This is a genomic window from Aquibacillus sediminis, from assembly GCF_005870085.1.
Classification (GTDB): domain Bacteria; phylum Bacillota; class Bacilli; order Bacillales; family Amphibacillaceae; genus Aquibacillus_E; species Aquibacillus_E sediminis.
Genome location: NZ_SZNM01000004.1, coordinates 302,749 through 327,374 on the forward strand (window position 1 = coordinate 302,749; position 24,626 = coordinate 327,374).

Genomic DNA, 24,626 nt, shown 5'->3' on the forward strand with positions numbered 1-24,626 from the left:
CAACGTTCTAGTTAGATAGCTTACCTCATCATGCACGTTAAGATATCTAGTTCTATTACCATATTTACCTATTTAGAATCGTTTTAAACTATGCATTCCAAGCTAACAGTAGTAATCTAATGGTTCGTAATTGCAATTTTAACGCAATAATAGTGCATCTTTAGATTTAACTTAGCGTTTTTTTCCCTTATCTCGGTGATTGTGTTTGTCTAACTGAATCACAACCCCTTGGACAACCCGTGTATTACCATCCACTTTTCCTTCGTTTTCTTCTTCCTTCGTTCCCCATAATTTCAACAAGTAATAGATCGCAATCGAGTAACTTGTAAGTTGCATTAATTTCAAGAATCCTCCTGCTAATTGTTGATCATTCAATGCGTTCAGGGCAGGAATTAGTTCACCGGATACTGTCATGTATGGAGTGTACATCGGCTGCTGTGCAACAATTAAAAATATAGCAACAGGCATTAAAAACAACACCATAATAAAAACGTAGGCCCCGCGAAGGAAATAGCTATGATCAGCAATTTCCTCTGATGGTTGAATAATCATCCACCAAGTAAGAAGAGCGAACATAACTAACAGTACCTCATAGAAAAATTGTAACAGTACACTTCCAGTAATCGCATTAAATGCCGGCGGTAGGGTGAATATCGTGATCAATGCATTAAATAGTAACGCAAGCGGCCATGGATGTGCGAACAGTACTTTAGCAATAGCCGCCTTCTTATGACGCCAAAAAAATACTTGCACATATTGCTTCGGCAAACTCAAAATAAACAATGGTACTGCGATAAAAATGATAATGGATAGCTGTAAAATCAAGGCACTGACTAAATAATAATCTGCAACCACAGCAAATGGCGTTCCTTTAACAAGAAAAAATAACGAGATAGCCGTGAAAAAATAAATCTTCTGATTCGTTGTTGGGTTGTAATGTGGTGAGTGAATCATCGTTTTGACATACCAATAACAAAGTAACATGGATATCATCAATGTAAAGGGACCAACTAGTTCATACCAAGCATGATTGGCTAGTAAATAACTCATTTTGCATTACCTCCAAGATTATGATCAGCAGATGTGTTATGCCAATTTTTTGAGTATGCAATTAATGTGAGCTTCATTTCACCTATTCATTCATCGAGTAACGTTCCTGTTGAAATGGTTATTATCTTCAAAAGTATCGTTAAACGACCGCTCACAATAACCTGTTACTAGTTATCGTAGACAATTCAGCATTCCTTTTCAACAAACTAACTAGAATCATTTCCATAAATCTACTATAATCGATATCTATTCTAAAGGGTGTGATTTATTTTATACGACAACTTATTTTTTTCTATATATCCAAATCCCCACATTTCTTAAAAAAGCTAAGTGAATTGTTCCTATTACCTATTTCCTTATTTGGCTTAGATAATTTCTGTTATGTATCGTCTCATTGTTATAATAATCATCACGATTAGTGTTTATGTAGGAAAAAATTATTAAATAAATGTGTCGATAAATCCAGTATGTTCCTATTCTTCATATATATATTCCCTAGTAATTTAACATAAATTCTCCTATTATTTGGTATAGACCATTTCAAGTGTGAATGTTATGTAGTTATAATTTTTATGTAACGTCCTAATAAACAATATGAAAAGGAAGAGATAAATGCTAAATATCATAATTATTATCGTATTGATCTGTTGGGCTATAGCACTTATAGATATTATATTAAGACCAATTAGAAGATTATTTAGAAAGGATCATCGATAGGATAGATGATTAGTAGTATATGGACGAAACTAAGAGTCATTGACTAGGGTAGAAATAATCAGAGAGTAGAGGCTAATGTAGGCTTTATAAGTTAAAGAAGTCTATTCTAAATACTGAGCATTCTGTTATATAGGGGAGAAAGCCTTTTATGCAAAAAACTTTTGCAAACTACTACGACAAAGCAATGGCACCGTTAGAGAAAAGGTATATCCATAGATGGCGCAAGAACTTATTAGCGAAAACAACCGGTACAGTACTAGAAATTGGCTTTGGTAGTACTGGCATTAATTTTCCTATTTACGAGACCTGTGACAAAGTTATCGCCATTGAGCCCAACCCTTATATGTTGGAAAAAGCGAAACACCGAACACACCAAACTAGTGTACCAATTGATCTTGTAGAAAGTATAGCAGAGCAACTGCCGATTGCAGATGATTCAGTTGATACGATTGCGATGACATTGGTGCTTTGTTCCGTGATGATATGGAGCCAGTGTTGCAAGAGTGCAAACGAGTGCTTAAACCGAATGGGAAACTTTTGGTGTTAGAGCATATCAAGATGAAGCAACCAATAATGGCTGGAATGCAGTACCTTTTCACCTCAATTTGGAAGTGGACCTGCGATGGTTATCACCTTAATCGCCATACGCAAAAATCAACTAAAGAAACTGGATTGAGATTTTAGAGTGTAAACATTATCTATCTAGTTTAGTCCTCTCACTTGTCGCACGACTTTAACAAACTTTTTATTGACGTTTTTCGACAAAACTGATATTATTTCTCTATTATTCTTAAAAACAAAACAACATCAACCTTGTATAAGTTCAAGAATATGGCTTGAACGTTTCTACCAGCTACCTTAAATAGCTTGTCTACAAGGAATAAGAAATATAATGGTATATTTCTTATTCCTAAATGTAGAGCAAACTTTGGCTGTTAGTAGCCAAAGTTTTTTTGTGTGTAAAATAGGAGATTAGGAGATGAAACACCATGAAAAATTTCTTTCGTATGGAGGAAAGAAATACGACATTTAAACAAGAAACACTTGCAGGAGTAACAACCTTTTTGTCTGTTGCTTATATTTTAGTGGTGAATCCACTTATTCTTAGCCAGGCGGGAATGGACAAAGGAGCTGTCTTTACCGCAACTGCATTGACCGCGATAATTGGATCACTTCTAATCGGTATATTAAGTAATTATCCAATTGCGATTGCCCCAAGTATGGGGTTGAATTCATTCTTTACCTTTTCTGTTTGTATTGGGATGGGGATTCCATGGCCAGTTGCCTTAACGGGAGTGTTTATTGCTAGTATTTTGTTTGTATTGTTAAGTTTATTAAAAATACGGGAAAAAATCATTAACATCATTCCGGCTGATTTAAAACATGCAATCGCTTCAGGAATTGGCTTTTTCATCGCCTTTATTGGCTTAAAAAATGCCGGTATTATTATTTCAAACGAAGATACGTTTGTTGCGATTGGAAACTTGGCATCACCTATGACGGTCCTTGCAGTCATCGGTCTAATTTTAACGATTTATCTACTCTTGCGCGGAGTTAGTGGAGGTATTTTTTATGGGATGGTCGTCACTACCATCATTGGGATGGTTGTCGGACTAATAAACACGCCGAATTCTGTTATTGGTACGATACCAAGTCTTGAGCCAACATTTGGTGTTGTATTTACTCATCTACAAGATAGTTTCACCCCTGAATTATTGGCTGTTATCTTCACGTTTTTGTTTGTTGCATTTTTTGATACGACTGGTGCATTAATAGCTCTTACTAGTCAAGCTGGATTAATGAAAGGTAACAAACTTCCAAATGCAGGAAGAGCATTACTAGCGGATTCAACAGCGGGTGTGATTGGTGCGATTTTCGGAACATCCACCCCAGCTACGAGTGTAGAATCTTCTGCAGGTATTGCAGTTGGCGGACGGACTGGATTTACATCGGTTGTTATTGCAGGGTGTTTTGCGATTGCATTACTCTTTTCTCCTGTTCTTGCTGTGATTACAACAGAAGTGACCGCGCCAGCACTAATCATTGTTGGTGCCTTAATGGCAATGGAAATTAGCCATATTCGTTGGGATAAATTAGAAGTGGTGATCCCTGCTTTTATGACAATTATTATGATGCCTCTCACTTCTAGTGTGGCAACAGGAATTGCGTTTGGTTTCGCACTATATCCATTAACACTAATCGCCCAAAAACGATTTAAAGAAATTCATCCGATTATGTATGTGTTAGCGGTATTGTTCATTTCTTACCTTGGTCTCTTGGCCTAGAAATAGGTGGTTACATAATGGATAAAAAACTCCCTAAGGAACGATTTTTTGGACCTTAGGGAGTTTTTTTGAATCTGATTTTTTGCCATGTCATTCGTCACCGATCTTGCTAAATGGCATATGTTATCAAGGAGGGGCGTACAAATACTATCAACTTCTCTCAAATAAAACGATTGGGTTCGTCACTATAGACAAAACGCAAGCAGATAAATTAACTAGTGTTGCAGTTAGTCCTCTGCAACGAACGATTATCATATTCTTTTTCCTAATGAAATGGTGTCGCTCCGAGAACTAACTATAGGTTTAAGTAAACACATCAATATCCATTTCATCCATGACTTTTTGTTTGGCAGCGTCAGATACGTGGGTATATTTTTGTGTTGTATTTAAATTGGCATGTCCCAATAATTCTTGCGCTGTTCTAATATCATATCCATTTTGTATTAAGATCGTCGCAAATGAATGTCGCAATTTGTGACTAGAAATCTTCTTTTGTTCCCAATCATGATAGCTTCCACTCTTTAGTAAACTCCTGACTACTTTTTCAGCAATGTTTTGAATTCGTCTTACCGATAAACGTTTGCCATAGCGGCTCAAGAACACCGCATCTTTATGTCCTTCAATGCCAAACTCGCGATGATTTTCAATATAGTCCACTAATTCGTCATATAACTGTTTTGGTAATGGAATGTAACGAGTTTTGTTCCCTTTCCCGTGTACAGTTAATCCTTTAAGTGTATGGTTGATACTTGATTTATTCAATAAATGAACTTCATTCACGCGCAAACCACAAAATGCCATCAATCCCATGATCACTTTGTTTCGTTTTACATACATTTTTTTGCTAACTTTGCTAATTTCGTCAAAAAATACTTTTAATTCCTGTTTCTCCAAATAAGTAGGTAAGGGATTTTTTTGCTCTTTGGCACGATCGACCCCCATGGCAGGGTTGTTTTCAACAAATTCATATTCGATTAAACACTTATAAAAAGAACGGATTGAAATCAACCTTCTATTTCTAGTCGCTGCAGCATTTCCTTTCTTATTTTTTAAAAAATTCATAAATAAGGTAAGATCCATTTTCTTTACATGTTCAAGTGATATAGGTTCTGATTTTTTTCGATTGATAAATTGCAAAAATAATTGAACATCTCGTAAATAATAATCAATCGTATGCTTGGAATAATCTTTGTTATCCATGTGGGTTTCAAATATTAATAATTCATCTTCATAAAATTCTTTGATTTCAATTGCATCCATATGTTGTCACCTTCGTTTGTTATCTTTCATTCCAGTTGTTTTTGGCAAAAACCGCCACTAAGCCTGTTATTATGCACTCTTTCCCTAAATTTCTTGTTTTTTAATCACGTACAGACATGGCGTGTTATAAGTATTATACGCCATGTCCGCGAGAAAAGTAAAATAAGAACATTATCTTCCATTTTATGGATGAAGTATCGGTTCCTTTTAAATATTAGTTGAGTTTAAAATAGTAGGAAAAAATGGTAGGAATTAGGATGCTTTGAAATGATATTTAAAAATGGTATAAAAAAACGCTTGGATTTTAATTAATCCAAACGTTTTTCGTTTAACATATCTATTGAAGGTTTATTACCGTATGATTGCTTTATCTGCTAAACTTGTAGTTTATAAAAAAAGAGACCTTAATAGATTTTTTCACTAGATTAAAAGTCTAATTATAAATGTGGCCAACCATCTGCATCCCAATACAAGGCTCTGATTTGTAAGGTTGGTTTTCCTTCATTTAAAGCATCGTAGACATGATTGACAAGAATGGAGGAGTCGTCTCCGTGATAAACTGCACAATGTCCGGGTCCTATCCAACGGTCATCGCCTGCATCGATCAATGTTCCGCCTCCCTCCATCATCGATACGCCATTTTTATCCATATAAGGTCCAGTAATGTCTTTTGATCGTCCAACGACAATTTTGTATGTACTTTCTAACCCGCGGCAACAGAAATCAAAGGATACAAATTGATAATAATAGCCGTTATGATAGATAATGAAAGGCGCTTCAATCGAGTTAGGTTGTTCTGTTCGACTGGAGATAGATAATAGTTCAGCACCTTCTTCCGGCTTCATCGTTTCAGGATTCAATTTAATTAATTTATTACCAGACCAGAAGGATCCAAAATTTAACCATGGCTGGCCTTGTTGATCAACAATTAAATTAGGGTCAATCGCATTAAAATTGTCTTCAGTTGTTGAGTGGATCACATACCCCTTGTCGTTCCAGTCATAGTTTGAATTATTTGAATCAAGTGTTGTATTGGTGACTAAACCAATCGCGGATGTATTTTTTCCAAATGTAGAGACGGAATAATATAAATAGTAGGTTCCATTATAAAGAGATATATCTGGTGCCCAAAGACTCTCATCAGTTTTTTCAGGTACATACGCTTTACTCCATTCTGGTAGACGTTGAAAAATGGAACCTTCTGCCTTCCAATTGGAACCATCTTCAGAAGATTTAATTTGTACGCCTCTTCCTGTATGAAATACATACCAGTAATTCCCTTCCCTAGAAATTACAGGATCATGTGCCCATAAATGACCATTCAGATTCCAATCGATATCGTAAAAGTTAACCCCTTCAAAAGGTTTGGTATTAAACATTAGACATTCTCCTTTCTATTAATAAAGTAAACCCTTTCATAACCACCTATTATTTTAACATAAAGTACCAATTGCATTTTGTATGTACTAGCATTAACTTCATTTTGTCATAATTCATTCACATTAAATTGCTTGTTTTTGGTTTCAGGATTATTGTGATGTAGCGAATGTTTGCATATTACTTAAACAGTTGGAAGATTCAAATCTTATGTAAAAGTAAGATTTAGCAAATGCAAACCAAAAGTATATAAGTTTTGAACAAAAGAAAGGTAGACCAAATCAACGATGCGATTTGGTCTACTAGAACTTCATTTAATTTAAAGCAAAATCTTCTGATGCACTTAGTTTTGCGAGTGCTATATTTGCGACTGCTAATTGTGCATAGGTTACTTCATCTTGTGGTAAAAATTTATTGTCCATATCTCGGTTAAGCAACCCAAGTGAATCGGCTAAGACAACATACCCTCTATTTATGTCACTTATTTCATCTGCGTCAGCAAAATCATACTTAAAAATGTCGTGTCTGTCTGCAACTGGATTAAGATTTAGTGCACGAATATGCCAAAAGGCTAGAGTTTCGCGAGTTAAAGGTTCATCAACATCGAATGTGGGACTTTGGTCATCTAAAATCCCTGTATCCACCGAACGTTTAATAATATCGTATAATGGATGGTTTTGATCAATATTGGTGAACGGGCTATTCTCCTCTTCATTTTGATATGGATCCTGATAGATTCGAGTCAGTGATTTAGATAAAATCTCAAGCGCTTCCCCTTTTGTTACTGCCTGGTTAGGATCGAATGATGCTAAATCCTCTACCTCGATGATATTATTTTTGATCATAAATTGAAGTTCTTCTTCTGCCCAAGGATGGCCTAATGTGATGTCTTCATATTCACTTCCTTGTTGATTTGGATTACTGTTTTGCCACTCTTCAGTAACGGCATTAAAAAAGGATGATTGATTATGACCGTCTCTGAGATAGCTCAATTTATATTGCAAGCTGTTGTTATCCTTATCTGTATTTGCAGCATAGTAGAGTTCTAAGTCTAAATGTTCTTTGAATGCTTCTAGTGCTTTATCTTTACGAACGACATTTTCTGGATTAGGCCATTCGTCAATCTCACTACGATTGATCAATAATGATACTAATCTTCCATCCTGTTTGGAAACACCAACTCGAATAGTATCTCCTTCCACAATCAAACCATTTTTCACACGGGGGAAAGAAAAATAATAGTTGGAATCATTGTGCTGGTATGTTTCCTTATTTGATGCTATTGGATAGGCGTACTCATCAAGATTTGTGTATGCATACTGTTCTAAATAGTTGATCGCTTTATCTAATGCTTGTTCTTGTGTCACATTTATCTCGACTTCCTCATTCGGATTATAGTTACCATCTGCCGAGAATCGAATAAGTTCGCCAGTTGCTTGTTTGATTTGGACCGTTGAACCATGACCGCTATTACCGGTTTGGTACATGTATCTTATGTCGTACGTTTTTTCCCCATTTGCTGTTTCATTCTCCATCACACCTTCAATGTGCAACGTGGTCCCTTCTTCTTGTGGTTCCAGTAATTGTTTGGCTATTGTTTTTGCTTCATCTCGCGTCACAGACGTTTTTGCTTTCGTTGAAGTAGCTAATTGTGTTAGTTTTTGATCATGATCGGGGATTTCATCCGTATATTCTCCATTTATGAAATAACTTCCATCTTTTGCTGATATACCTTGGATGATCGGTGTTTCACGATAAGTTAAATGGGCAGTTGTTTTCATTGTTTGGTGGTCACGTCTGATCAAATAGCGTAGTTCAAGATCGAGCTCATCTTGTAATGTATTCAAAATGACATCTTTTGATTTTAACCCAGTGGTATCTTCAAATGTTGCTTCCTTGTTTTGGAAAGGTCCGTTATATTGTATCACTTCTCCGTTAGATAACACATTAATGGACACAGACTGATTCTGTACCGGAATATCATCTTTCAATTTATTGAACGTAAACCGATATTCAATTGGTTCCGTAAGTGGCGAATTCATGTTTGTGTAGCTGTGGTACATTTCGTTGTTTAGTCGATAGTTTTCGTTTGGATTAATTTGTTTCATAAAGTCTCTAGCAATCTCTTCCGCTTTTTGTTCAGAAACTTTAGGTGGGAAGAGTGCTTCTGATGGGTCTTCTACATCAAAATAAAATTGTGATAGTTCCAGTTCTTCCCCAGTAAACTCAAAGCTTGCATGCCTTGGTTGATTTGTTGCGGTTTGCTCAAAAAATGATACTCGATAGCTTTTCACATCGTTATCTTCAGTGCGATTAGGTGTGAATTCTAACTGAAAATCTTGTTCATTTGCTGAAGCGAATTTCTCTGGAAACAGATTTTTTATTTTTGTGATAAGTTGATCCAACGATATTCCTTGTTCCCCTACTACCGTTGAAGCTGAAGAACTATGTGAATCTACTGTTTGTTCTGATGTAATCGTAGTTGTTATCGAACTGCTGTCTTGTCCATGTACCATTGGTGGAATTGCACCAAGCAATAGTAATGACGAAACTGTCATGACACTTGTCTTTTTCCAACCCATATGTATTCCCCCTTTGCCATACTGCGATTAGTATAACACAAACAATCGAATTTTTCTGAAAAAACAAAAAGATAAGACTTTCCTCACCCGTCACGATAAATAAAAACATCCTTATCAGTTACTATGCAGTTTAATTGATTTTTATCCATATAAGCTTCGCAACTTTGGAATAATAGCTTTTCAATCGATTCAAAATACAGGTTTTTTAGGATAATGGCATGTAATTTTGCTTGTAAAGCCTGTCTATTGTGTGTCTTTTGTAGGGATAAAATTGATTCTATTGCATGGTATTTTGCTTTAAATAATAATTGATTAAACGGTTTAGTATGATTCTTTTTCACTACACGATCCAATGGTTGTACATGAAAGTTAATTTCTACCTTATCAATTCTAGATATCAGGTATTGTAATTGTAGTTGAAATTCGATGTGATCGATCCGATCCTGTTTATATTCGTGTACAATTGTTATAAGTTGTTCTATTAGTTCGTCAATTAGTTTCATTTCTACCACCTGTGTCAATTAGTTGCAAAAAATGAAAAAAGCTCAAATGACTGATTTGAGCTTTTAAAAAAAAGTTTTTACCATTTGTTCTTGATGATGACAGTTTTGACATTGATACTCGATTTCTAGTGCATACTCTTTTACAACATGTGTTGTCTCTTGGTTACACCGCTCACAATATCTTTTTTCATGTATTTCTTCCACTTTATCACCACTATTCTAGATTGGTTCTACTATTGTTTTATCCAAAATGGAACGATTTATCCTCACAAACTGAGCATATATTTCATATCTGTCGAACAATCGTTATGGGAACATCATAAAATATCTTAAGCAATTGAATTAAACAGGCCGATTGACAATATAATGGAAGAACAGAAAGGGGGATTACATTTGAAACATCTAGATTGGCCACTCGTTATATTTGTGGGATCCTCTGTTATTCATGATCTATGGTTAAATTGGGGATTAACCAAAATATATTATTGGGAATTAAAATGTGAGTACCTTAAAAAGAAATGAACCTTCCACAATAATCCGATTCCGGGAAACTTGCCTTCCTAATTAGAAACAGCAGTATCCCCCTGTTGAATTGCTTCCTTAAATATCAATGAAATAGTTCATTAAAAATTCATTGCAAGAAACCTCACACTAAAAAGTTCTCCATATAATAATAATAAATCCATTCTGCTTCCCTAGCGAATGGATTTATTTGTCTTATATAAATGATAGCGCTTATCCGTACTATCTTAACGCATATTTTAGTGCTCAAATACACCATTTATAATTTTTATTTTTAAACAGCAATGTACCTTATTTAACGAATTTAATGATTAACGGAACGCGAATCCATTGTCCGAATAAAGTAAAGATGATCAAAACCATAAGCACTGCCATGATGAGAAGTGTCGCTATAATGATAAAGAAAATAGAGGATATTCCTCCTAATGTCAAAGTTATTCCAATTAAAGGAACCTTCTCAGTCAACCATTCTAGGACCCCTCCCATATTGGGAACAATGAGAAATAAAAGTAAAAATACAAATACGTATACATGATAGCTCGTGATGAGGTTAACGTTCTGTTTTAAATGATTTTGCACAAAAACAGAATGTCCACGTAACAAATAATAAAACAACCAGGCGATCGCGACCGAGAGTAACGGAACTGCTACTAACATGGTGAGACCGTACGCAGCCGCTGCGATCAACCGCTCATTCATAGAAGTTTGACTTGCCATACTAATCAATAATGCTCCTTTCTTTAAAAGATTCTTTCCATTAGTTGAAATACCATGCTTCAATTAAATAGAAGAATTTATTATAATTCGTGCATCTCTGTTTTAATAAATCGAATCACAAGTGGGATGCGTGTCCACTTGCCCATTAATACGAAAATAATTAGCAGTCCTAGCGCAATGTGGAATACTGATTGGAGTAGTAAGGTGAAAAAGATAGGAGACAATACTCCAAGGAAAAAGAACAATGGTTGCAAAAATACTTGTTCAGCTATCCACTCTTGAAGTCCTTCCCCTCCCATAGACAATACTCGTTCAACTAAAAAAATAAATAAATTAATGATTCCCCTGTATAGATAATAACTTAGCACCACATTCACGTTTTGCCTGACATGATGAAAGAAAAACCTTGACTGCTTCCTCAGTATGAAATAATAGACTAAAACTGCTCCCACTGTCAGTACGGCATCGATCGACAGCAAAGGGCCAGATAGGAAGATAGGTAGAGCATATCCAATTGAGGTGATCACCCTATCTTTTAATGGTGGTTGAAGATCCACAACAACATCCCCCCTCTCATTGTTTAATATATGTATAGACTTCTTTATCTCACTAATCACGACACTTCATGATTTTGAATGGGAGGTTAGGTTTACCTCCCCAAAATTTAATCACCATTTAGTTGCACCTGACTTTCCTCTATCTTTTCTTAACTATGAATTGGGGTATGACTGTTAAGAAAGTACTGTAAGGAGGCATATTGTTTTTTTGCATCTTCATAGCCAAGTTTGTATAAACTGGTTAACTTAGCTGGATCACGTTCTGCACGGCTTACCTCAAGATCCACACTAGGTTGGATAACAAATAGACGATCGTTTTGTTTTTCTTCCTCCATAAAGTCCAACGTATCATTATAGGTAACATAACGTTGGTTTAATTGTTCACTAATTTTGGGGTATTTTCGATAAATCATTTTCATGACCGAAGAAAACTTACTCCGTTTTTTACGATAATCCTTTGGTTTGGTCATCACGACAACATTTTTCGAAAACCCATCTGCTCGTGCTTTTTTTACCGGGATCGGATCAGAGATTCCCCCATCTAGTAAGTGTTTATCCTTATAAGAAACACTTGGCGCCACAAATGGCAAGGAACTTGATGCACGAATTAATGTTAACATTGCGTGTCCATCTTCTGCCTTTGTATAATAAACAGGTTTGCCTGTTGCACAGTCGGTTGTGCCGACGACAAGTTCCTCTTTACTAGATAAAAACGTATCAAAATCAAATGGAACAAGTTTATTAGGAATTTCATCAAAAATAAAATCCATGCCAAATAATTGACGCTTTTTCCATAGATTGGAATAAGAAATAAAACGGGCATCATCCACAAAATCAATATTTACTTTTCGATTTCGGTCTTTTTGACGGGATAAATAAGAAGCTGCCATGCATGCTCCTGCCGATACGCCTATGACATATGGGAAATATAATTCTTGTTCCATAAAAAATTCGAGTGCGCCAGCAGTGTACAGCCCCTTCATCCCCCCACCTTCTAAAACTAATCCGATGTCTTGCATTGGTTACACCTCATTTCCTGAAAAATTCATAGTATCCATTGTAAAGGGAATGATAGATCATGGAGGTGTATAATAATGACGAATCCATATCTATGCCCTAATTGTAAAACAAATCGATCTCGATTTAATGTGATTGAACAAGTAGCAACACCAGTTAAATTGGACCCAGCGACAGGTCAAGTAACGAATGAATTTACGAGTGATAGCTTAGATCCATTCCATACACCATATAATGGCCCAGACAAAAAAATCCAGTGTGGCTCTTGTGGTTTAATAGAGGATGAGATACAGTTTATCAAAAATGCAGAAAATAATCCAAGAGGTTAACTTGAAAAAAAATTTCTTTTCCTTTCAAACATAACAAAACGTCCACCTCAATGAGTGGACGTTTTTACCCTAAAAACAAGCTATTGCACAACAAATTTCGTTTTACTGTAACCTTCTTTTGTCTTCTCTACTTGCAAGATGGCTGGAATTGCTGTTTTTAATTCTTGTACGTGAGAGATGACACCGATCATTCTGCCTGATTTTTGTAAGTCAATTAACGTATCAATCGCATTGTTTAATGATTCATCATCTAATGACCCAAATCCTTCATCAATAAACATCGTATCAATCGATACCCCGCCCTGGAAACTTTGAATCACATCTGCCATCCCAAGCGCTAGGCATAAAGAAGCATTAAATTTCTCTCCACCAGATAATGTTTTCACATCACGAGTTTGTCCTGTATAGGCATCATACACATCCAACCCTAAACCACTTTGCTTCCCTCGGCTTTCCATGCGGTCACTTCTCATTAAGTAGAATTGTCCATTGGAAATTCGCTTTAATCGTTCGTTGGCGGCATGAATAATTTGTTCGAGATATTCAATTTGTAAATAGCGTTCAAACGATATTTTCGAGCTGTTTTGCCCTCTAATCACATCGTATAGATCAGCAACCTGATTCCATAATTTTTCTTGTTCAATTACTTGTTGGTTTGCTTCCATGATGTTCACTTTTAATTCTGTTGCATCTTTATGGAAGTCCTTGGATTGATTCCATTCTTTAAATGCCGACTCATATGCCCGACGGTAATGCTCCAGTTCTTCTTCTAATTTTTGGATATCTACTTGCTGATGGTCTTGTAGCGACTCTTTTAATTCTTTCACTTGTTGTTCTAACAGGGAGAGAGATTGTTTAAATTGATTAATCTCTTCTTTTAATTGTTCTCTAGTTTGTTCAGGTATTTTTGCTTGGGTATAAGCATCACTCGACTGAAAATCTGCTTTTGTTAAAGCTTCTATAAAGGCGTTTTCGGCCGCTTCTGTTTTCGATTTAGCCTCATCCACTTGTTTGTTAGCATGTTCAAAGTCTGTTTCTGCTTTGGTAAAGGTTTGTTTAGCCGCTTCCAGCTGTTTCTGTGCTGATTCCCATGCTTGGTCTAGTTTTTCTTTCTGGACGGACACTTGTTGAATTTGCTTTTCTAATTCCGATAACTGACGAACTTGTTCGGGAATTGACTCAACTTTTTCTTTATACACTGCTAGCTTGGATTCATAGTTAGTTTTTAACTCATTATAGTTGTGAATGATCTGCTGCATTTTAGAATCCAATTGTTCTAGTTCTTTTTCTAGTTTTTCATATGCTTGTCTTTGTTTTTCTAGGTTTTGTTTATCAGTTTTTAATTGCTCGGTTTCTTTATTTAATTCCTGACCTTGTTCTTTCAGACTTTTACGTAATGCATCAATTCCATCGATCTCAGTAGTTATTTCTTCTATTTCTTCTTGCTTTTGTTGCACTTGTTTTTGCTGGTTTTCAAATTGTGCCATCACATTACGGTAATCTGTCTCTACTTGATCTAAATGTTTTTTTGCAGCTTGTAATTGCTCTTTCGTTGGAGAATCGTGTTGGACGTCGTTTTTATGTGGATGTTCCACACTTCCACATACAGGGCACGCTTGTCCATCATGTAAATGGGCAGCAAGGACACTAGCTTGTCCGTTAATCCAATCATTTTCTAACGTTGCATAATCAGCTTTGGTGCGTGTAAATAATTCCTGTTTATTCTCGTATTGTTGTTTGAGCTGCTGCTGTTTATCCCTTAATTTAATAAACTCATCAATTTTACGATACTGTTCTCTCATTTCAAGTAACTGCTCTTGTTTCTCAATTAAAGTGTTCGTGGATTGTTCGAGTACTTTTATGTCACTGCTAAGTTTTTGCTTGTTTTCTTTAGCTTTTGTAACTTGTGATTCTAATGCTTTATAATCCTTTTTTTGCTGTGTCACTTGCTGATACAAATTCGCTAATTGTTGCTTTTGGTCATCGATCTCTTTTACAACTGGTAAATATTCGGTAAGCTTATCTAACTGTTTTGCGACTTTTTCTCGTTCACTAGTTTTTGCTTGTTCGTGTTCATAGACATTTGTCGCGCGATTTAATTGATCCGTTACTTTTTCCAAATGACTTTTGGCTTGTGTCTGCTCTGTTTGTTTTTCTTTCACTGTTCGCAACCAATCTTGATAATGATTTTCATGAACTTCTACTTGACTAGCTTTTTCTGCTAATTGTAGTGTTGATTCTTTTTCTGTAAAAATTGGGACCTGTTCTTGAAGCTGTTTTAATCTTTCTTGTTTTTGATTTAATTGTTGGAAACGGTCATTGATTGCTTTTGCTTGATGGTAAGCCATTTGTTTCTGGTCATGAATGCGATATGCTTGGTGATAGTTTTTCTCGTCTTCTGCTATTTTGTCTTGATAGAAGGTGATTTCTTCGTCAAGACCTGTAAGCACTTGATGGACATTATAATGGTCTTCTGCAAGCACTTGAAAAAGCAGCGAGGAATCGCGTTCGGGTAAAGTAGCATTTATGCCACTAATATATTGGGATAGCTGTTGTTCCGCCTGTTTAAAGGACTCCTCTGCGACCTTCTTCTTTTCCTTCAGCTTTTCACCAATTTGCCGATACGGTTCCGTTTTAAAAATTCTTCGCAGTATCGCTTCTTTATTTTCGGTTTGAGAGGTTAATAGTTTACGAAACTCGCCTTGTGGCAACATGACAATTTGGCTGAACTGGTCCATTGTTAAACCGATCAATTGCTCAATCTTTTGATTAATTTCCGTTACAATTTGCCGATCAACACAAGGGATTTCTTTGTCTTCTACCTGCTCGTAAAATTCGTATTTTTCACCTGTCGGACTTTTATTTCCCTTCTTTACATGTCCAAGTTGACGCAAAACACGATAAAACCGTCCATTCAATTCAAAGATTAATTCTGCTGAAGTGTGCACGTCATCATCAGCAAAATCACTACGTAACATTTTGGTATCATTGCGGTCTTCCCCACTTGCTGATCCATATAAAGCAAAACAAATCCCATCAAAAATAGTTGTTTTACCTGCACCAGTTTTCCCTGATACTACAAATAAACGATTGTTTTTCAGGTCCTTGAAATTGATCGTTTCTGTATATTTATAAGGGCCAAACGCTGTCAGTCTTAATGAAATAGGCTTCAATTGCCGACACTCCTTTTTTCTTAATTGGATACAGATTTTTTACGTTTATCAACGGTTTGTTCATGATCATCATGAAGTAATTCTTGTAATACCTCTTTGAAAATGGATTTGGTCTCTTCTGATGCCTCTTGTCCTTTTACTTCTTTATAAAACGCTTCAAATAAAGAAAAATCATCCATTTTAGTACGTTTCGTGACATCTTCTGCTTGGCCATTTTCGATTGGTGAACGACTCAACTTCCGCTCAACATGCATGGCATTTGGATAAACAGAACGTACTTTTTCCATTGGGGAAAGGATCGGAACATCATCTAACAGGCGAACAAACACATAGTCATCATGTTTAGGGTGTGTCAGCAAATCATTCATTGTAGCTTCGACTGTCCGAATATCATGCTTCGGCACCAACGGGTGTTTTTCAATTGTAACTGCTCCCGTTTCATCTATATCCACAATGTGGAAACCTTTGTTATGACTTTCCTCTGAAATAGAATATTTTAATGGAGAACCAGAATATTGAATGGTTTCATTTAACACATAGTGTGCCTGGTGGAGGTGTCCAAGTGCGGTATAGTTAAACTTTGTAAAAAGATTTGCATCAACATGCTCCGCACCACCGATGGATAGTGGACGCTCAGAATCACTAGTATTATCCATAGATTCACCATTCGGTGTCACAAATGCATGACCAACGAATACATGTCGACTTGAAGGATCCCATTGACTTTTAATCTTTTCTACGATTTTGGTCATCGCGTCATTGTGTGTTTGAATTTCCTCATCATCGAGAACATGTCGAACAACACTCGGGTCTGTATACGGAACAAGATGAAAATGAACTTCCCCATGGTGATCAGATAGTATTACTGGTTCAAACTCTTCCGGGAATTGTCCAACCATATGATAGCCATTGTATTTCATCATATTGGTTCCAAAATTTAATCGACCTGGGCTATCATGGTTTCCGGCAACTGCTATTACTGGTGTCTTTAAATCTAGCACAATCGTTTCTAGCACCTCATCTAATAGATTAACAGCATCTGTTGGTGGAACCCCTCTATCATATAAATCTCCCGCAATAATAACAGCATCAGGTTGTTCTTGTTTAATGGCTTCCACGAACTGGTCAAGAATGTAACGTTGATCCTCCGTCATATAGATCCCTTGAACAAGTTTTCCTAAATGCCAATCAGCTGTGTGAAATAACTTCATTAAACCGCTCCTCTCAAGGATATAGTAAACTCTATCTTGTATTATACTAGATTTTGTCGATTTATCCTTCATGATCGAGTTAAAATCGACTAATTTTTATTAGTAATTATCACCAACTGTCTAATTTTTTTCACAATTAGCCCTCTGGCCATGTTTTATGCAACTCTGCTAATTCTCGTTGATGGGTTATTTCTTGATGATTTGGTGTTTCCATAATCATCGGTATCTTTTTTACCATGAAGTATTCCATCAAATCCTGCCATTGTTCCTTGCTAATATGGCCATGGTGAAAAATATTCGCATGACGATCTTTCCCAGATGCTGTTGGGTATTTGGAATTGTTTAGATGGATCGCTTGTAAATGATCAAAGTAGCCTAAGGCTTCCCCATTATGTACAACTCCCTGCCAATTATTACCATTCCACAATCCACTAGCAAATGCATGACATGTGTCAAAGCAAAAGCCGATTTTTTCAGGATAATTAGAAAGTTTCCGTACTTGAACAAGTTCCTCTAGCGTTGTTCCGATTGTACCTGGTTTACCTGCATTATTTTCAAGTAGAATTTTACAATCCCCGTTCCATTGTCCAAGAACCGTATTTAATGTCTGAATCATGATTTGATAACTAGCAAGTGGGTCTTGTGCATCGATATGTTTGCCGAAATGAACGACAACACCGATTGATCCGCAACTATCGGAAATATGTAAGTCATTTAGTAACGATTCCACCACTTGCTTCTTTTTCTTATCTGTTGTTGGTACAAGACTCGTCGGGTATGGAGAATGGGAAATTGAAACCAATTGCTTATCTTGACAATAGTTCTTACATTCCTTTGCATCAGATCGATCAAAATCTTTGATTGATAAACTACGTGGATTTTTTGGGAAATACTGATATGCTTTAGCCCCTATCTTTGTTGCATATTGTGCAGCACCTAAATAGCCATCTCTTATGCTGACATGACAACCAAATTTCATCGTAACCCTTCCTCCTTTATTGTTGACAAGCAGTACAATAAAAACATTTACGTGAGGACACTTCATCCCGGGTAATCGTCGTTCCACAGCGTGGACAGTTTTCCGCTTCACGATTATATACTTTAAAAAAGTGGTGATATCTCCCTGTTTTATGATCATTTACATATAATGGCGTATCCATATAGCCACCATGTTTTAATCCCTGTTGCAGCACATGACGAATGGAATGATAAAGCCTTACGCTTTCTTCGTTACTTAATTCATTAGTTTGCCGTGTAGGTAACAACTGAGCATCCCAACAAATTTCATCCGAATAACGATTCCCTATTCCAGCTAAAAATTGTTGATCCACCAGTGCGGCTTTCAATTTCCCTCTTTTTTCTCTAACATCACTTAAAAATGCATCAAGTGAATAATTAATATCCAATGGTTCAGACCCTAGATCTTGTAACTCTTCGTCTAACTGTTGTTGTGTTAACAGATGAAGATAGCCTAAACGTAAGCCAATAAAATAAAGATGCTCCTCCCCGAAACTTAACCGTATCTGGATGGTGCGATCAGGTTTATCCAATCCTGCTCCATAAAACATCCACCCGCCAAGCATTAAGTGAAGTAATAATTTGTCTCCAGTATCAAGCGTGAAAACCAAATATTTGGCACGACGTTTCACTTCTACTATTTGATGGTGTTGGACTCGATTTATGAATTCATTAGTCGCCACATTGATTGATTTTTCTCTATTCACTTGTACATCTGTAATCGTTCGCTCACCAATTTTCTTCGTTAATAACCGCTTGTAATTTTCCATCTCAGGTAATTCCGGCATGTTTATACCTCTTTCTTTTGTTAAAGTATAACTATGTGTGTCTCCTAACCTCACACTTCGTAGTTGATTAAACACCGACTTGTTGTCGATCGAGATGGATCGTATAACGTTTAAATAAAATTCTCATTTTTGAAGAACAAACGAAACATCCCATTCCGCTAATCTAATTCACACTTACTACCACGTCGCAGTCTATATGTAAAACAACTGAACAGACAGCAGTTTGAATCGTATGAATGATCCATTATAATAAAAATAAGTCTAGACCTATTTTTAACCAAGATGGAGGGTGTCATTCCGTGCAACTAGAGATACTACAAGCAAATACGATTTATCAAGTTATTACTGGGTCAACTGCCTATGGTTTAGCAACGGAAACAAGTGATGTCGATCAGAAAGCAGTTGTCCTTTTACCACCAGCATATAATCTTCAACTATCAAAACCATGGGAAACCACTACCTATCACGATCCAGATATTGAATTTCACTCCTTAAAAAAGGCCATGCACTTGTTTCGCTCGCAAAATCCAACCATGCTTGAAACATTATTTGTGCCAGAACAGTTTATTGTCAGTCAAAACAAATACGGAAAAATTCTCAGGCAACAACGACACTTATTTTTGTCGCAGAATTGTTACAATGCTTTTGGTGGTTATGCAAGAGACCAACTAATGCGGATAAAAAATGGCTTAGGGAAAACAACGAAACAGGATCATTATGACCATTTACACGAAACACTTGAACGGATGAGTAGCCAACTATTACATAAGCTTGATAGCAACGATGTAAAACCTATTGAAATCACGCGTGTTTATTCTAATCCCAACCAGCAGCAAGAGGTGGATGTTGATATGAATTTTACTTCTACCCCTTTATCACAAATCAATCGATTTGTCTCTGAGTTAGCAAATACATTGAAAAGCTATAATAAAAAGAAAAAATCAATTAAACAACCGACAAATAAACTTTACAAACATGCCATGCATGTCGTTCGCCTGCTTTTGATGGGGATTGAAGTATTAGATACTGGAGAATTAACCGTTTATCGTGAAAAAGACAGAGATTTTTTATTGGCCATTCGTAACGGGAACTACACATGGGACGAAGTATTTCAACAAACCAATGAACTTTTTATAAAATTAGAACAAGCGAAACAAACAAGTATATTACCTGAGAAAGTAAATCAAGCTAATATTAATCAACTATATGTTGATTTGATTTCCGATTGTTACGGAATAAAGAAAGTGTAAAAGATTAACAATTATTCTTTTCGAACCATTGCATCTACTACATTTATTTGATATAGTCTAGATATACAATTTAAACAAACTTTACTTCAATAAAACATTGAAGTGAGGATAGAGGAGCGAAGACCATTAGTAGGTTACAGGAGGAGAGTGAGATCCACTGAATGTAACTGAAAGGGGGATTTGCCGAAGTGAGTAGGAACTCATTTTTCTACTTCACTGGTTCTGCATTAAATAAATGCAGGGCTGTCATATAGCATCTTGCTATATGGAGGGCTATCTCACGCATCATAATGAAGATTACTGATGCAGCAACGATAGCCACGTTGCTGTTTTTTTGTGTTCTAACATGCTTTGTTGTGATGAGATACCCTCTATTCATATGAAAGTCCGTTAAGTTGATCGAATTTGTTTAAAACTATGGATAGAGGTGAATGGAAATGAATTTTGGTAATGTATTAACTGCGATGGTAACACCTTTTGATCAAAATGGAAATGTGGATTATGGAAGAACGGAAACGTTAATTAATCATTTGCTTACAAATGGTACGGATGGATTGGTGGTAGCTGGTACAACAGGTGAATCCCCTACCCTTTCCAAAGAAGAAAAGCTTTCGCTACTTCAGTTTGTCGTAAAGACAGTTAAAAATCGTGTTCCAGTTATTGCTGGTACAGGCTCAAATAACACGCGCGAATCGATTGAACTAACAAGACAAGCTGAAACAATTGGTGTTGATGGAATTATGTTAGTAACACCATACTATAATAAACCTTCACAAGAAGGAATGTACCAACATTTTAAGGCAATTGCCGATTCTACAAACTTACCAGTAATGTTGTATAACATTCCTGGTCGTAGTGTAGTCGGTATGACGCCTGAAACGGTTATTCGACTTTCACAAGTGGAAAATATTGTTTCTATAAAAGAAGCAAGTGGAGATTTAGATGCCATGACAACGATTATAAGAGAAACAGACGATTCGTTCTCTCTTTATACTGGTGATGATGGACTAACGTTACCTGTTTTATCGATTGGTGGTAAAGGTGTAGTATCTGTTGCATCACACGTCATCGGTAACGACATGCAGGAAATGGTTCGTAGCTATTTGCGTGGGGAACCACAAGTGGCGGCAACGATCCATCAAAACGTTTTACCAATTATGAAGGCGTTATTTATGGCACCAAATCCAACCGCAGTAAAAGAAGCGTTAAATATGACCGGGGTTCCAGTCGGTTCTGTTCGCTTACCGTTAATTCCTTTAAACAACGAAGAAAAGCAAATGTTAGAACATAGCATGAGTTTTCTTCGAACAAACTATAATGTAGGATAACAAATAACCAAGGCAAACCTTTTTAGGTCATTGCCTTGGTTTTATTATTTTTATAGTCCATAGACCAAGATTGAAATTATGTTGTACCATTATAATCACTAATAAAGCTGTTCATACACTTCATTTAGTTGATATCCACGTTCATGATCCCCTGATTCATTTGCATGATGCATTTCTTTTTGTAAAATTTGCGTTAACATTTGAATGTCCTCTTGTTGTAAATCTTTAGCAAATGCCTCCTCTGATGGATACCGGTTTGCTCGAAGCTTCTGATCAATATGACGAATCGCATCATTTTCCTCTAAATAATTTGATAAAACTTCATGTAAGTAAGCTAAATTTTGATCCACTTTTATCCACCCTTTCACTATTGTTAAAAATTAACTCATACGAATAGCATGGTAGGAATAAAAGATAATATTCATTTGGATCAAATAGTCACTAGATTTCTCTTTCAGTTCGCAAACGTGTAATGCCATCTTTTTGTTCAATTCTCTTTTCTTTCATTAGTTTTCCTAATGCACGTTTAAACGCACTTTTACTGATTTGGAACTGTTGCATGATTACTTCGGCATCACTTTTGTCCCCATATTGCATTTCTCCACCATTTTCTTGTAAATAATGAAGGATTTTTTCCGCATCATCCCCCATCTTTTCTTGTTTGCGAGGTAATAAGGATATATTGATCGCGCCATCTGCTTTAACCTCAATCACACGTCCTTTTACCCACTCGCCAAGCCTGGGTTCCTGTTTACGTTCCGAATGATGAATAAACCCACGATACCCTTCTTCTGTGATGATCACCGCACCTTCTCGATCCGTACGAATTATTCTTCCACTAATAGATTTATTATGAAGTTCTTTAGGAGCTTGTTCAAAATTATCGTCAAAGTCATTTTCCGAAACAGGTTGTGCGATTAGTCTTCCTTTCTTGTCCGTATCCAACGCAACATATAGCTCGTCACCCTTCACGGGCCAGACAGATTCCCATAAAGGTAAATCATCGCTGGATACTAGGATTTCCTTCTGAATACCAATATTAACAAACACACCTAAATCTTTCTTTACTTCCACGACCTCTGCCCAATCAAAGGCATCCAAACGAACGGTTGGGATCGTCATGGTAGCGACTGTTTGACTTTTTTTGTCCTGATAAAGGAATACTTCGACCTCCGCACCCTCTTCTATCTCCTCACTTGACGCTTCATTCATATGTAAAAGCACTTCCCTTTGACCATTAGATAACACATATCCAGTCTCAATATTTCTTGCTACAGTTAATTTTTGGATAGTTCCAACTTGTAAATCGCTCATATTAACCCTTCTTTCTCTGTAAGTAAAATCATTATGTAAATGAAAATAATTCCTTTATTATGTTATAATACCACACATTAAACAGCATCATTCGATTGAGAATCAATTAAAGGAGAATCTTATGAAAATTTATGTCGATGCAGATGCATGTCCAGTTAAAGAAATTATCATTCAAGAGGCAACAAAACGTCGTATTCCAGTTGTTCTTGTTCAAAGTTTTTCCCATTTTTCCAATGCTCAACAACCAGATGGTGTCGACACAGTTTATGTAGATGCTGGTGCAGAGGCTGCCGATTACAAAATCATGAAATTAGCTAGAAAACAAGATGTAATTATCACGCAAGATTATGGTCTCGCTGCACTTGTTCTTGGAAAAGGCTGCATTGTCCTTCATCATAAAGGATTTATGTATACGGCAAAGAATATCGATCAATTGTTAACGACTCGACATGCAAATGCCAAAGCACGTAAAAGTGGGTACAAAACGAAAGGCCCAAAAGCATTAACGAATGAGGACCGTGAAAAGTTTCGTTCCGTGTTCCTAGAAGTTATCGAGACAACCACGTAAGACGAAAATTCCTACCTTTTCCAATGAAAGAATTCATAAAAAAACCAAAAAACCAGTTCCGAAATCGGAACTGGTTTGATTATTTGATATATAGCAGCCACATATGCCGTAATGGTTATAAGAAAGTTCTAAACCACCACTCCTCAAAGTGGGTGTTCGCAGAAACATTCCTGTCGTCCACTCTAGTTCGGAGGCATGACATTCCAGCTTCAATGTTAAACTCCCTATTACAGCATTAAAGGTTAAAACTTAATTATCATTACGCACATCGCAGCTTGTATTTATATATTACATGCTTATGGATAAAATGTAAATGGGAATTAAATGTAAAATCGATATTTAAATGATTTTAGCAGCTGTTTCATAATTCGAAACAAACCATATCCAACCATTCCACCACTAGTATTAAGAATGACATCATCAATATCCATCGCCCCTACAGAAAAAGCAAATTGTAAACTTTCAATCGTAATCGATGTCATCATAGACAATATGGCAATTTTTATTAACCTTCTCATCCTCCCATACAGACAGGAAAGCAAAAATCCAAACGGCATAAAGGCAAGGATATTACCAAAAAAGTTATCCGTTAGTAATCCAGTATGAAAGCCTGAGAATGTAGATAGATACTGGAATATGGATGTAAACGGGATTAAATTAACAGAGTTCATCCCTTGAACAGACTGGCGATAATGAGAGAAAAATAATAGATAAATTAATAGAGCAAGATAAATGATCAGGCAAAGATATAAGGTACCTCTCCAAAGAAATGTTCCATTTCGTTTCCTATTTCCCCCTTGTTTCACTGGTAACATACTACTGTTCTTCTACAATTTTCGCAATCTTACTGGCATCCCACCGTCGGGCTGTTGATTCATTGACCTCATATTCTTTTCCTTTACGTAATATCTTCCCATTATAAGTTGTTTGTACTATCATTTGAACTTTTAACATTTTCATTCCCCTTCTATTATATTTTATTATGTATTGGTAAAGTATACCTTACGTGTCATTTGATTAACAAGTTTAGGGAATTTGGGTGAATGTCCCTTACAAAGTGA

Annotated in this window: 22 protein-coding genes, 1 other RNA gene and 2 riboswitches; of the genes, 6 read left to right on the forward strand and 17 right to left on the reverse strand. The window is 36.2% G+C overall.

Annotated elements, in window-relative coordinates; translation table 11 throughout:
- Positions 1-171: 171 nt before the first annotated feature.
- Entirely contained in the window at positions 172-1,050 is an 879-nt protein-coding gene (locus tag FCI53_RS06835; RefSeq protein ID WP_138417152.1) for a cytochrome c oxidase assembly protein, read from the reverse strand.
- Between the two features lie 865 nt (positions 1,051-1,915).
- On the opposite strand from FCI53_RS06835, the gene FCI53_RS06840 reads away from it, so the two are divergent.
- Positions 1,916-2,314, forward strand: a complete 399-nt coding sequence (locus tag FCI53_RS06840) for a class I SAM-dependent methyltransferase (protein WP_138417154.1) — start codon at positions 1,916-1,918, stop codon at positions 2,312-2,314.
- 246 nt (positions 2,315-2,560) lie between these two features.
- A riboswitch (purine riboswitch) is annotated at positions 2,561-2,661 on the forward strand.
- Between the two features lie 95 nt (positions 2,662-2,756).
- The gene (locus tag FCI53_RS06850) at positions 2,757-4,052 is read left to right on the forward strand and encodes an NCS2 family permease (RefSeq protein ID WP_138417158.1); all 1,296 of its coding nucleotides are present in this window, start codon (positions 2,757-2,759) and stop codon (positions 4,050-4,052) included.
- 303 nt (positions 4,053-4,355) lie between these two features.
- Here the strand turns inward: FCI53_RS06850 and FCI53_RS06855 are convergent, their stop codons facing one another.
- The 7 genes from FCI53_RS06855 to FCI53_RS06885 all read right to left on the reverse strand — a co-directional run bounded on the left by FCI53_RS06855 (position 4,356) and on the right by FCI53_RS06885 (position 12,589).
- Positions 4,356-5,312, reverse strand: coding sequence for a tyrosine-type recombinase/integrase (locus FCI53_RS06855; RefSeq protein WP_138417160.1), 957 nt, complete (start codon positions 5,310-5,312; stop codon positions 4,356-4,358).
- A gap of 437 nt (positions 5,313-5,749) precedes the next feature.
- Positions 5,750-6,691: an arabinan endo-1,5-alpha-L-arabinosidase gene (locus tag FCI53_RS06860; protein ID WP_138417162.1), complete on the reverse strand. Its 942-nt coding sequence runs from the start codon at positions 6,689-6,691 to the stop codon at positions 5,750-5,752.
- A 312-nt stretch (positions 6,692-7,003) separates the two neighbouring features.
- Positions 7,004-9,271, reverse strand: coding sequence for a PepSY1/2 domain-containing protein (locus FCI53_RS06865; RefSeq protein WP_138417164.1), 2,268 nt, complete (start codon positions 9,269-9,271; stop codon positions 7,004-7,006).
- A gap of 83 nt (positions 9,272-9,354) precedes the next feature.
- On the reverse strand, positions 9,355-9,774 hold the full coding sequence (locus FCI53_RS06870; protein WP_138417166.1) for a hypothetical protein: 420 nt from the start codon (positions 9,772-9,774) through the stop codon (positions 9,355-9,357).
- An 813-nt stretch (positions 9,775-10,587) separates the two neighbouring features.
- The gene (locus FCI53_RS06875; RefSeq protein WP_138417168.1) at positions 10,588-11,013 is read right to left on the reverse strand and encodes a magnetosome magnetite crystal formation protein family; all 426 of its coding nucleotides are present in this window, start codon (positions 11,011-11,013) and stop codon (positions 10,588-10,590) included.
- 80 nt (positions 11,014-11,093) lie between these two features.
- Positions 11,094-11,570, reverse strand: coding sequence for a hypothetical protein (locus FCI53_RS06880; protein ID WP_138417170.1), 477 nt, complete (start codon positions 11,568-11,570; stop codon positions 11,094-11,096).
- A gap of 149 nt (positions 11,571-11,719) precedes the next feature.
- A complete protein-coding gene (locus FCI53_RS06885; protein ID WP_138417172.1) occupies positions 11,720-12,589 on the reverse strand; it encodes a patatin-like phospholipase family protein in 870 nt (289 codons plus the stop codon).
- 75 nt (positions 12,590-12,664) lie between these two features.
- Here FCI53_RS06885 and FCI53_RS06890 point away from each other — a divergent pair, with 75 nt between their 5' ends.
- The gene (locus FCI53_RS06890) at positions 12,665-12,916 is read left to right on the forward strand and encodes a DNA alkylation repair protein (protein ID WP_138417174.1); all 252 of its coding nucleotides are present in this window, start codon (positions 12,665-12,667) and stop codon (positions 12,914-12,916) included.
- An 80-nt stretch (positions 12,917-12,996) separates the two neighbouring features.
- On the opposite strand, the gene FCI53_RS06895 is transcribed toward FCI53_RS06890, so the two are convergent.
- From FCI53_RS06895 to FCI53_RS06910, 4 genes are all read right to left on the reverse strand, one after another.
- On the reverse strand, positions 12,997-16,089 hold the full coding sequence (locus FCI53_RS06895) for an AAA family ATPase (RefSeq protein ID WP_138417176.1): 3,093 nt from the start codon (positions 16,087-16,089) through the stop codon (positions 12,997-12,999).
- 20 nt (positions 16,090-16,109) lie between these two features.
- Positions 16,110-17,300, reverse strand: a complete 1,191-nt coding sequence (locus tag FCI53_RS06900; RefSeq protein ID WP_138417178.1) for an exonuclease SbcCD subunit D — start codon at positions 17,298-17,300, stop codon at positions 16,110-16,112.
- A gap of 136 nt (positions 17,301-17,436) precedes the next feature.
- Complete coding sequence (locus FCI53_RS06905; protein ID WP_138417180.1) at positions 17,437-18,279, reverse strand: deoxyribonuclease IV; 843 nt, start codon at positions 18,277-18,279, stop codon at positions 17,437-17,439.
- Positions 18,280-18,295: 16 nt separating this feature from the next.
- Positions 18,296-19,105, reverse strand: a complete 810-nt coding sequence (locus FCI53_RS06910; RefSeq protein WP_138417182.1) for an Fpg/Nei family DNA glycosylase — start codon at positions 19,103-19,105, stop codon at positions 18,296-18,298.
- 299 nt (positions 19,106-19,404) lie between these two features.
- Here FCI53_RS06910 and FCI53_RS06915 point away from each other — a divergent pair, with 299 nt between their 5' ends.
- Together FCI53_RS06915 and dapA are read left to right on the forward strand one after the other, a co-directional pair.
- On the forward strand, positions 19,405-20,355 hold the full coding sequence (locus FCI53_RS06915; RefSeq protein ID WP_171038089.1) for a DNA polymerase beta superfamily protein: 951 nt from the start codon (positions 19,405-19,407) through the stop codon (positions 20,353-20,355).
- Between the two features lie 101 nt (positions 20,356-20,456).
- A riboswitch (Lysine riboswitch) is annotated at positions 20,457-20,639 on the forward strand.
- Positions 20,640-20,792: 153 nt separating this feature from the next.
- On the forward strand, positions 20,793-21,683 hold the full coding sequence (gene dapA / locus FCI53_RS06920; RefSeq protein WP_138417186.1) for a 4-hydroxy-tetrahydrodipicolinate synthase: 891 nt from the start codon (positions 20,793-20,795) through the stop codon (positions 21,681-21,683).
- Between the two features lie 98 nt (positions 21,684-21,781).
- Here the strand turns inward: dapA and FCI53_RS06925 are convergent, their stop codons facing one another.
- Together FCI53_RS06925 and FCI53_RS06930 are read right to left on the reverse strand one after the other, a co-directional pair.
- Positions 21,782-22,033 (reverse strand): sporulation protein, encoded by a 252-nt coding sequence (locus FCI53_RS06925; RefSeq protein WP_138417187.1) that lies wholly within the window; start codon positions 22,031-22,033, stop codon positions 21,782-21,784.
- Between the two features lie 91 nt (positions 22,034-22,124).
- The gene (locus tag FCI53_RS06930; protein WP_138417189.1) at positions 22,125-22,997 is read right to left on the reverse strand and encodes a CvfB family protein; all 873 of its coding nucleotides are present in this window, start codon (positions 22,995-22,997) and stop codon (positions 22,125-22,127) included.
- A 121-nt stretch (positions 22,998-23,118) separates the two neighbouring features.
- Here FCI53_RS06930 and FCI53_RS06935 point away from each other — a divergent pair, with 121 nt between their 5' ends.
- On the forward strand, positions 23,119-23,565 hold the full coding sequence (locus tag FCI53_RS06935; protein ID WP_138417191.1) for a YaiI/YqxD family protein: 447 nt from the start codon (positions 23,119-23,121) through the stop codon (positions 23,563-23,565).
- Between the two features lie 90 nt (positions 23,566-23,655).
- Here the strand turns inward: FCI53_RS06935 and ssrS are convergent.
- The 3 genes from ssrS to FCI53_RS21355 form a co-directional block, all read right to left on the reverse strand.
- Positions 23,656-23,845, reverse strand: a non-coding RNA gene (gene ssrS, locus FCI53_RS06940) — 6S RNA.
- 40 nt (positions 23,846-23,885) lie between these two features.
- Positions 23,886-24,380, reverse strand: coding sequence for a VanZ family protein (locus FCI53_RS06945; RefSeq protein ID WP_138417193.1), 495 nt, complete (start codon positions 24,378-24,380; stop codon positions 23,886-23,888).
- Position 24,381: 1 nt separating this feature from the next.
- Entirely contained in the window at positions 24,382-24,519 is a 138-nt protein-coding gene (locus FCI53_RS21355) for a hypothetical protein (protein ID WP_171038090.1), read from the reverse strand.
- Positions 24,520-24,626: the final 107 nt, after the last annotated feature.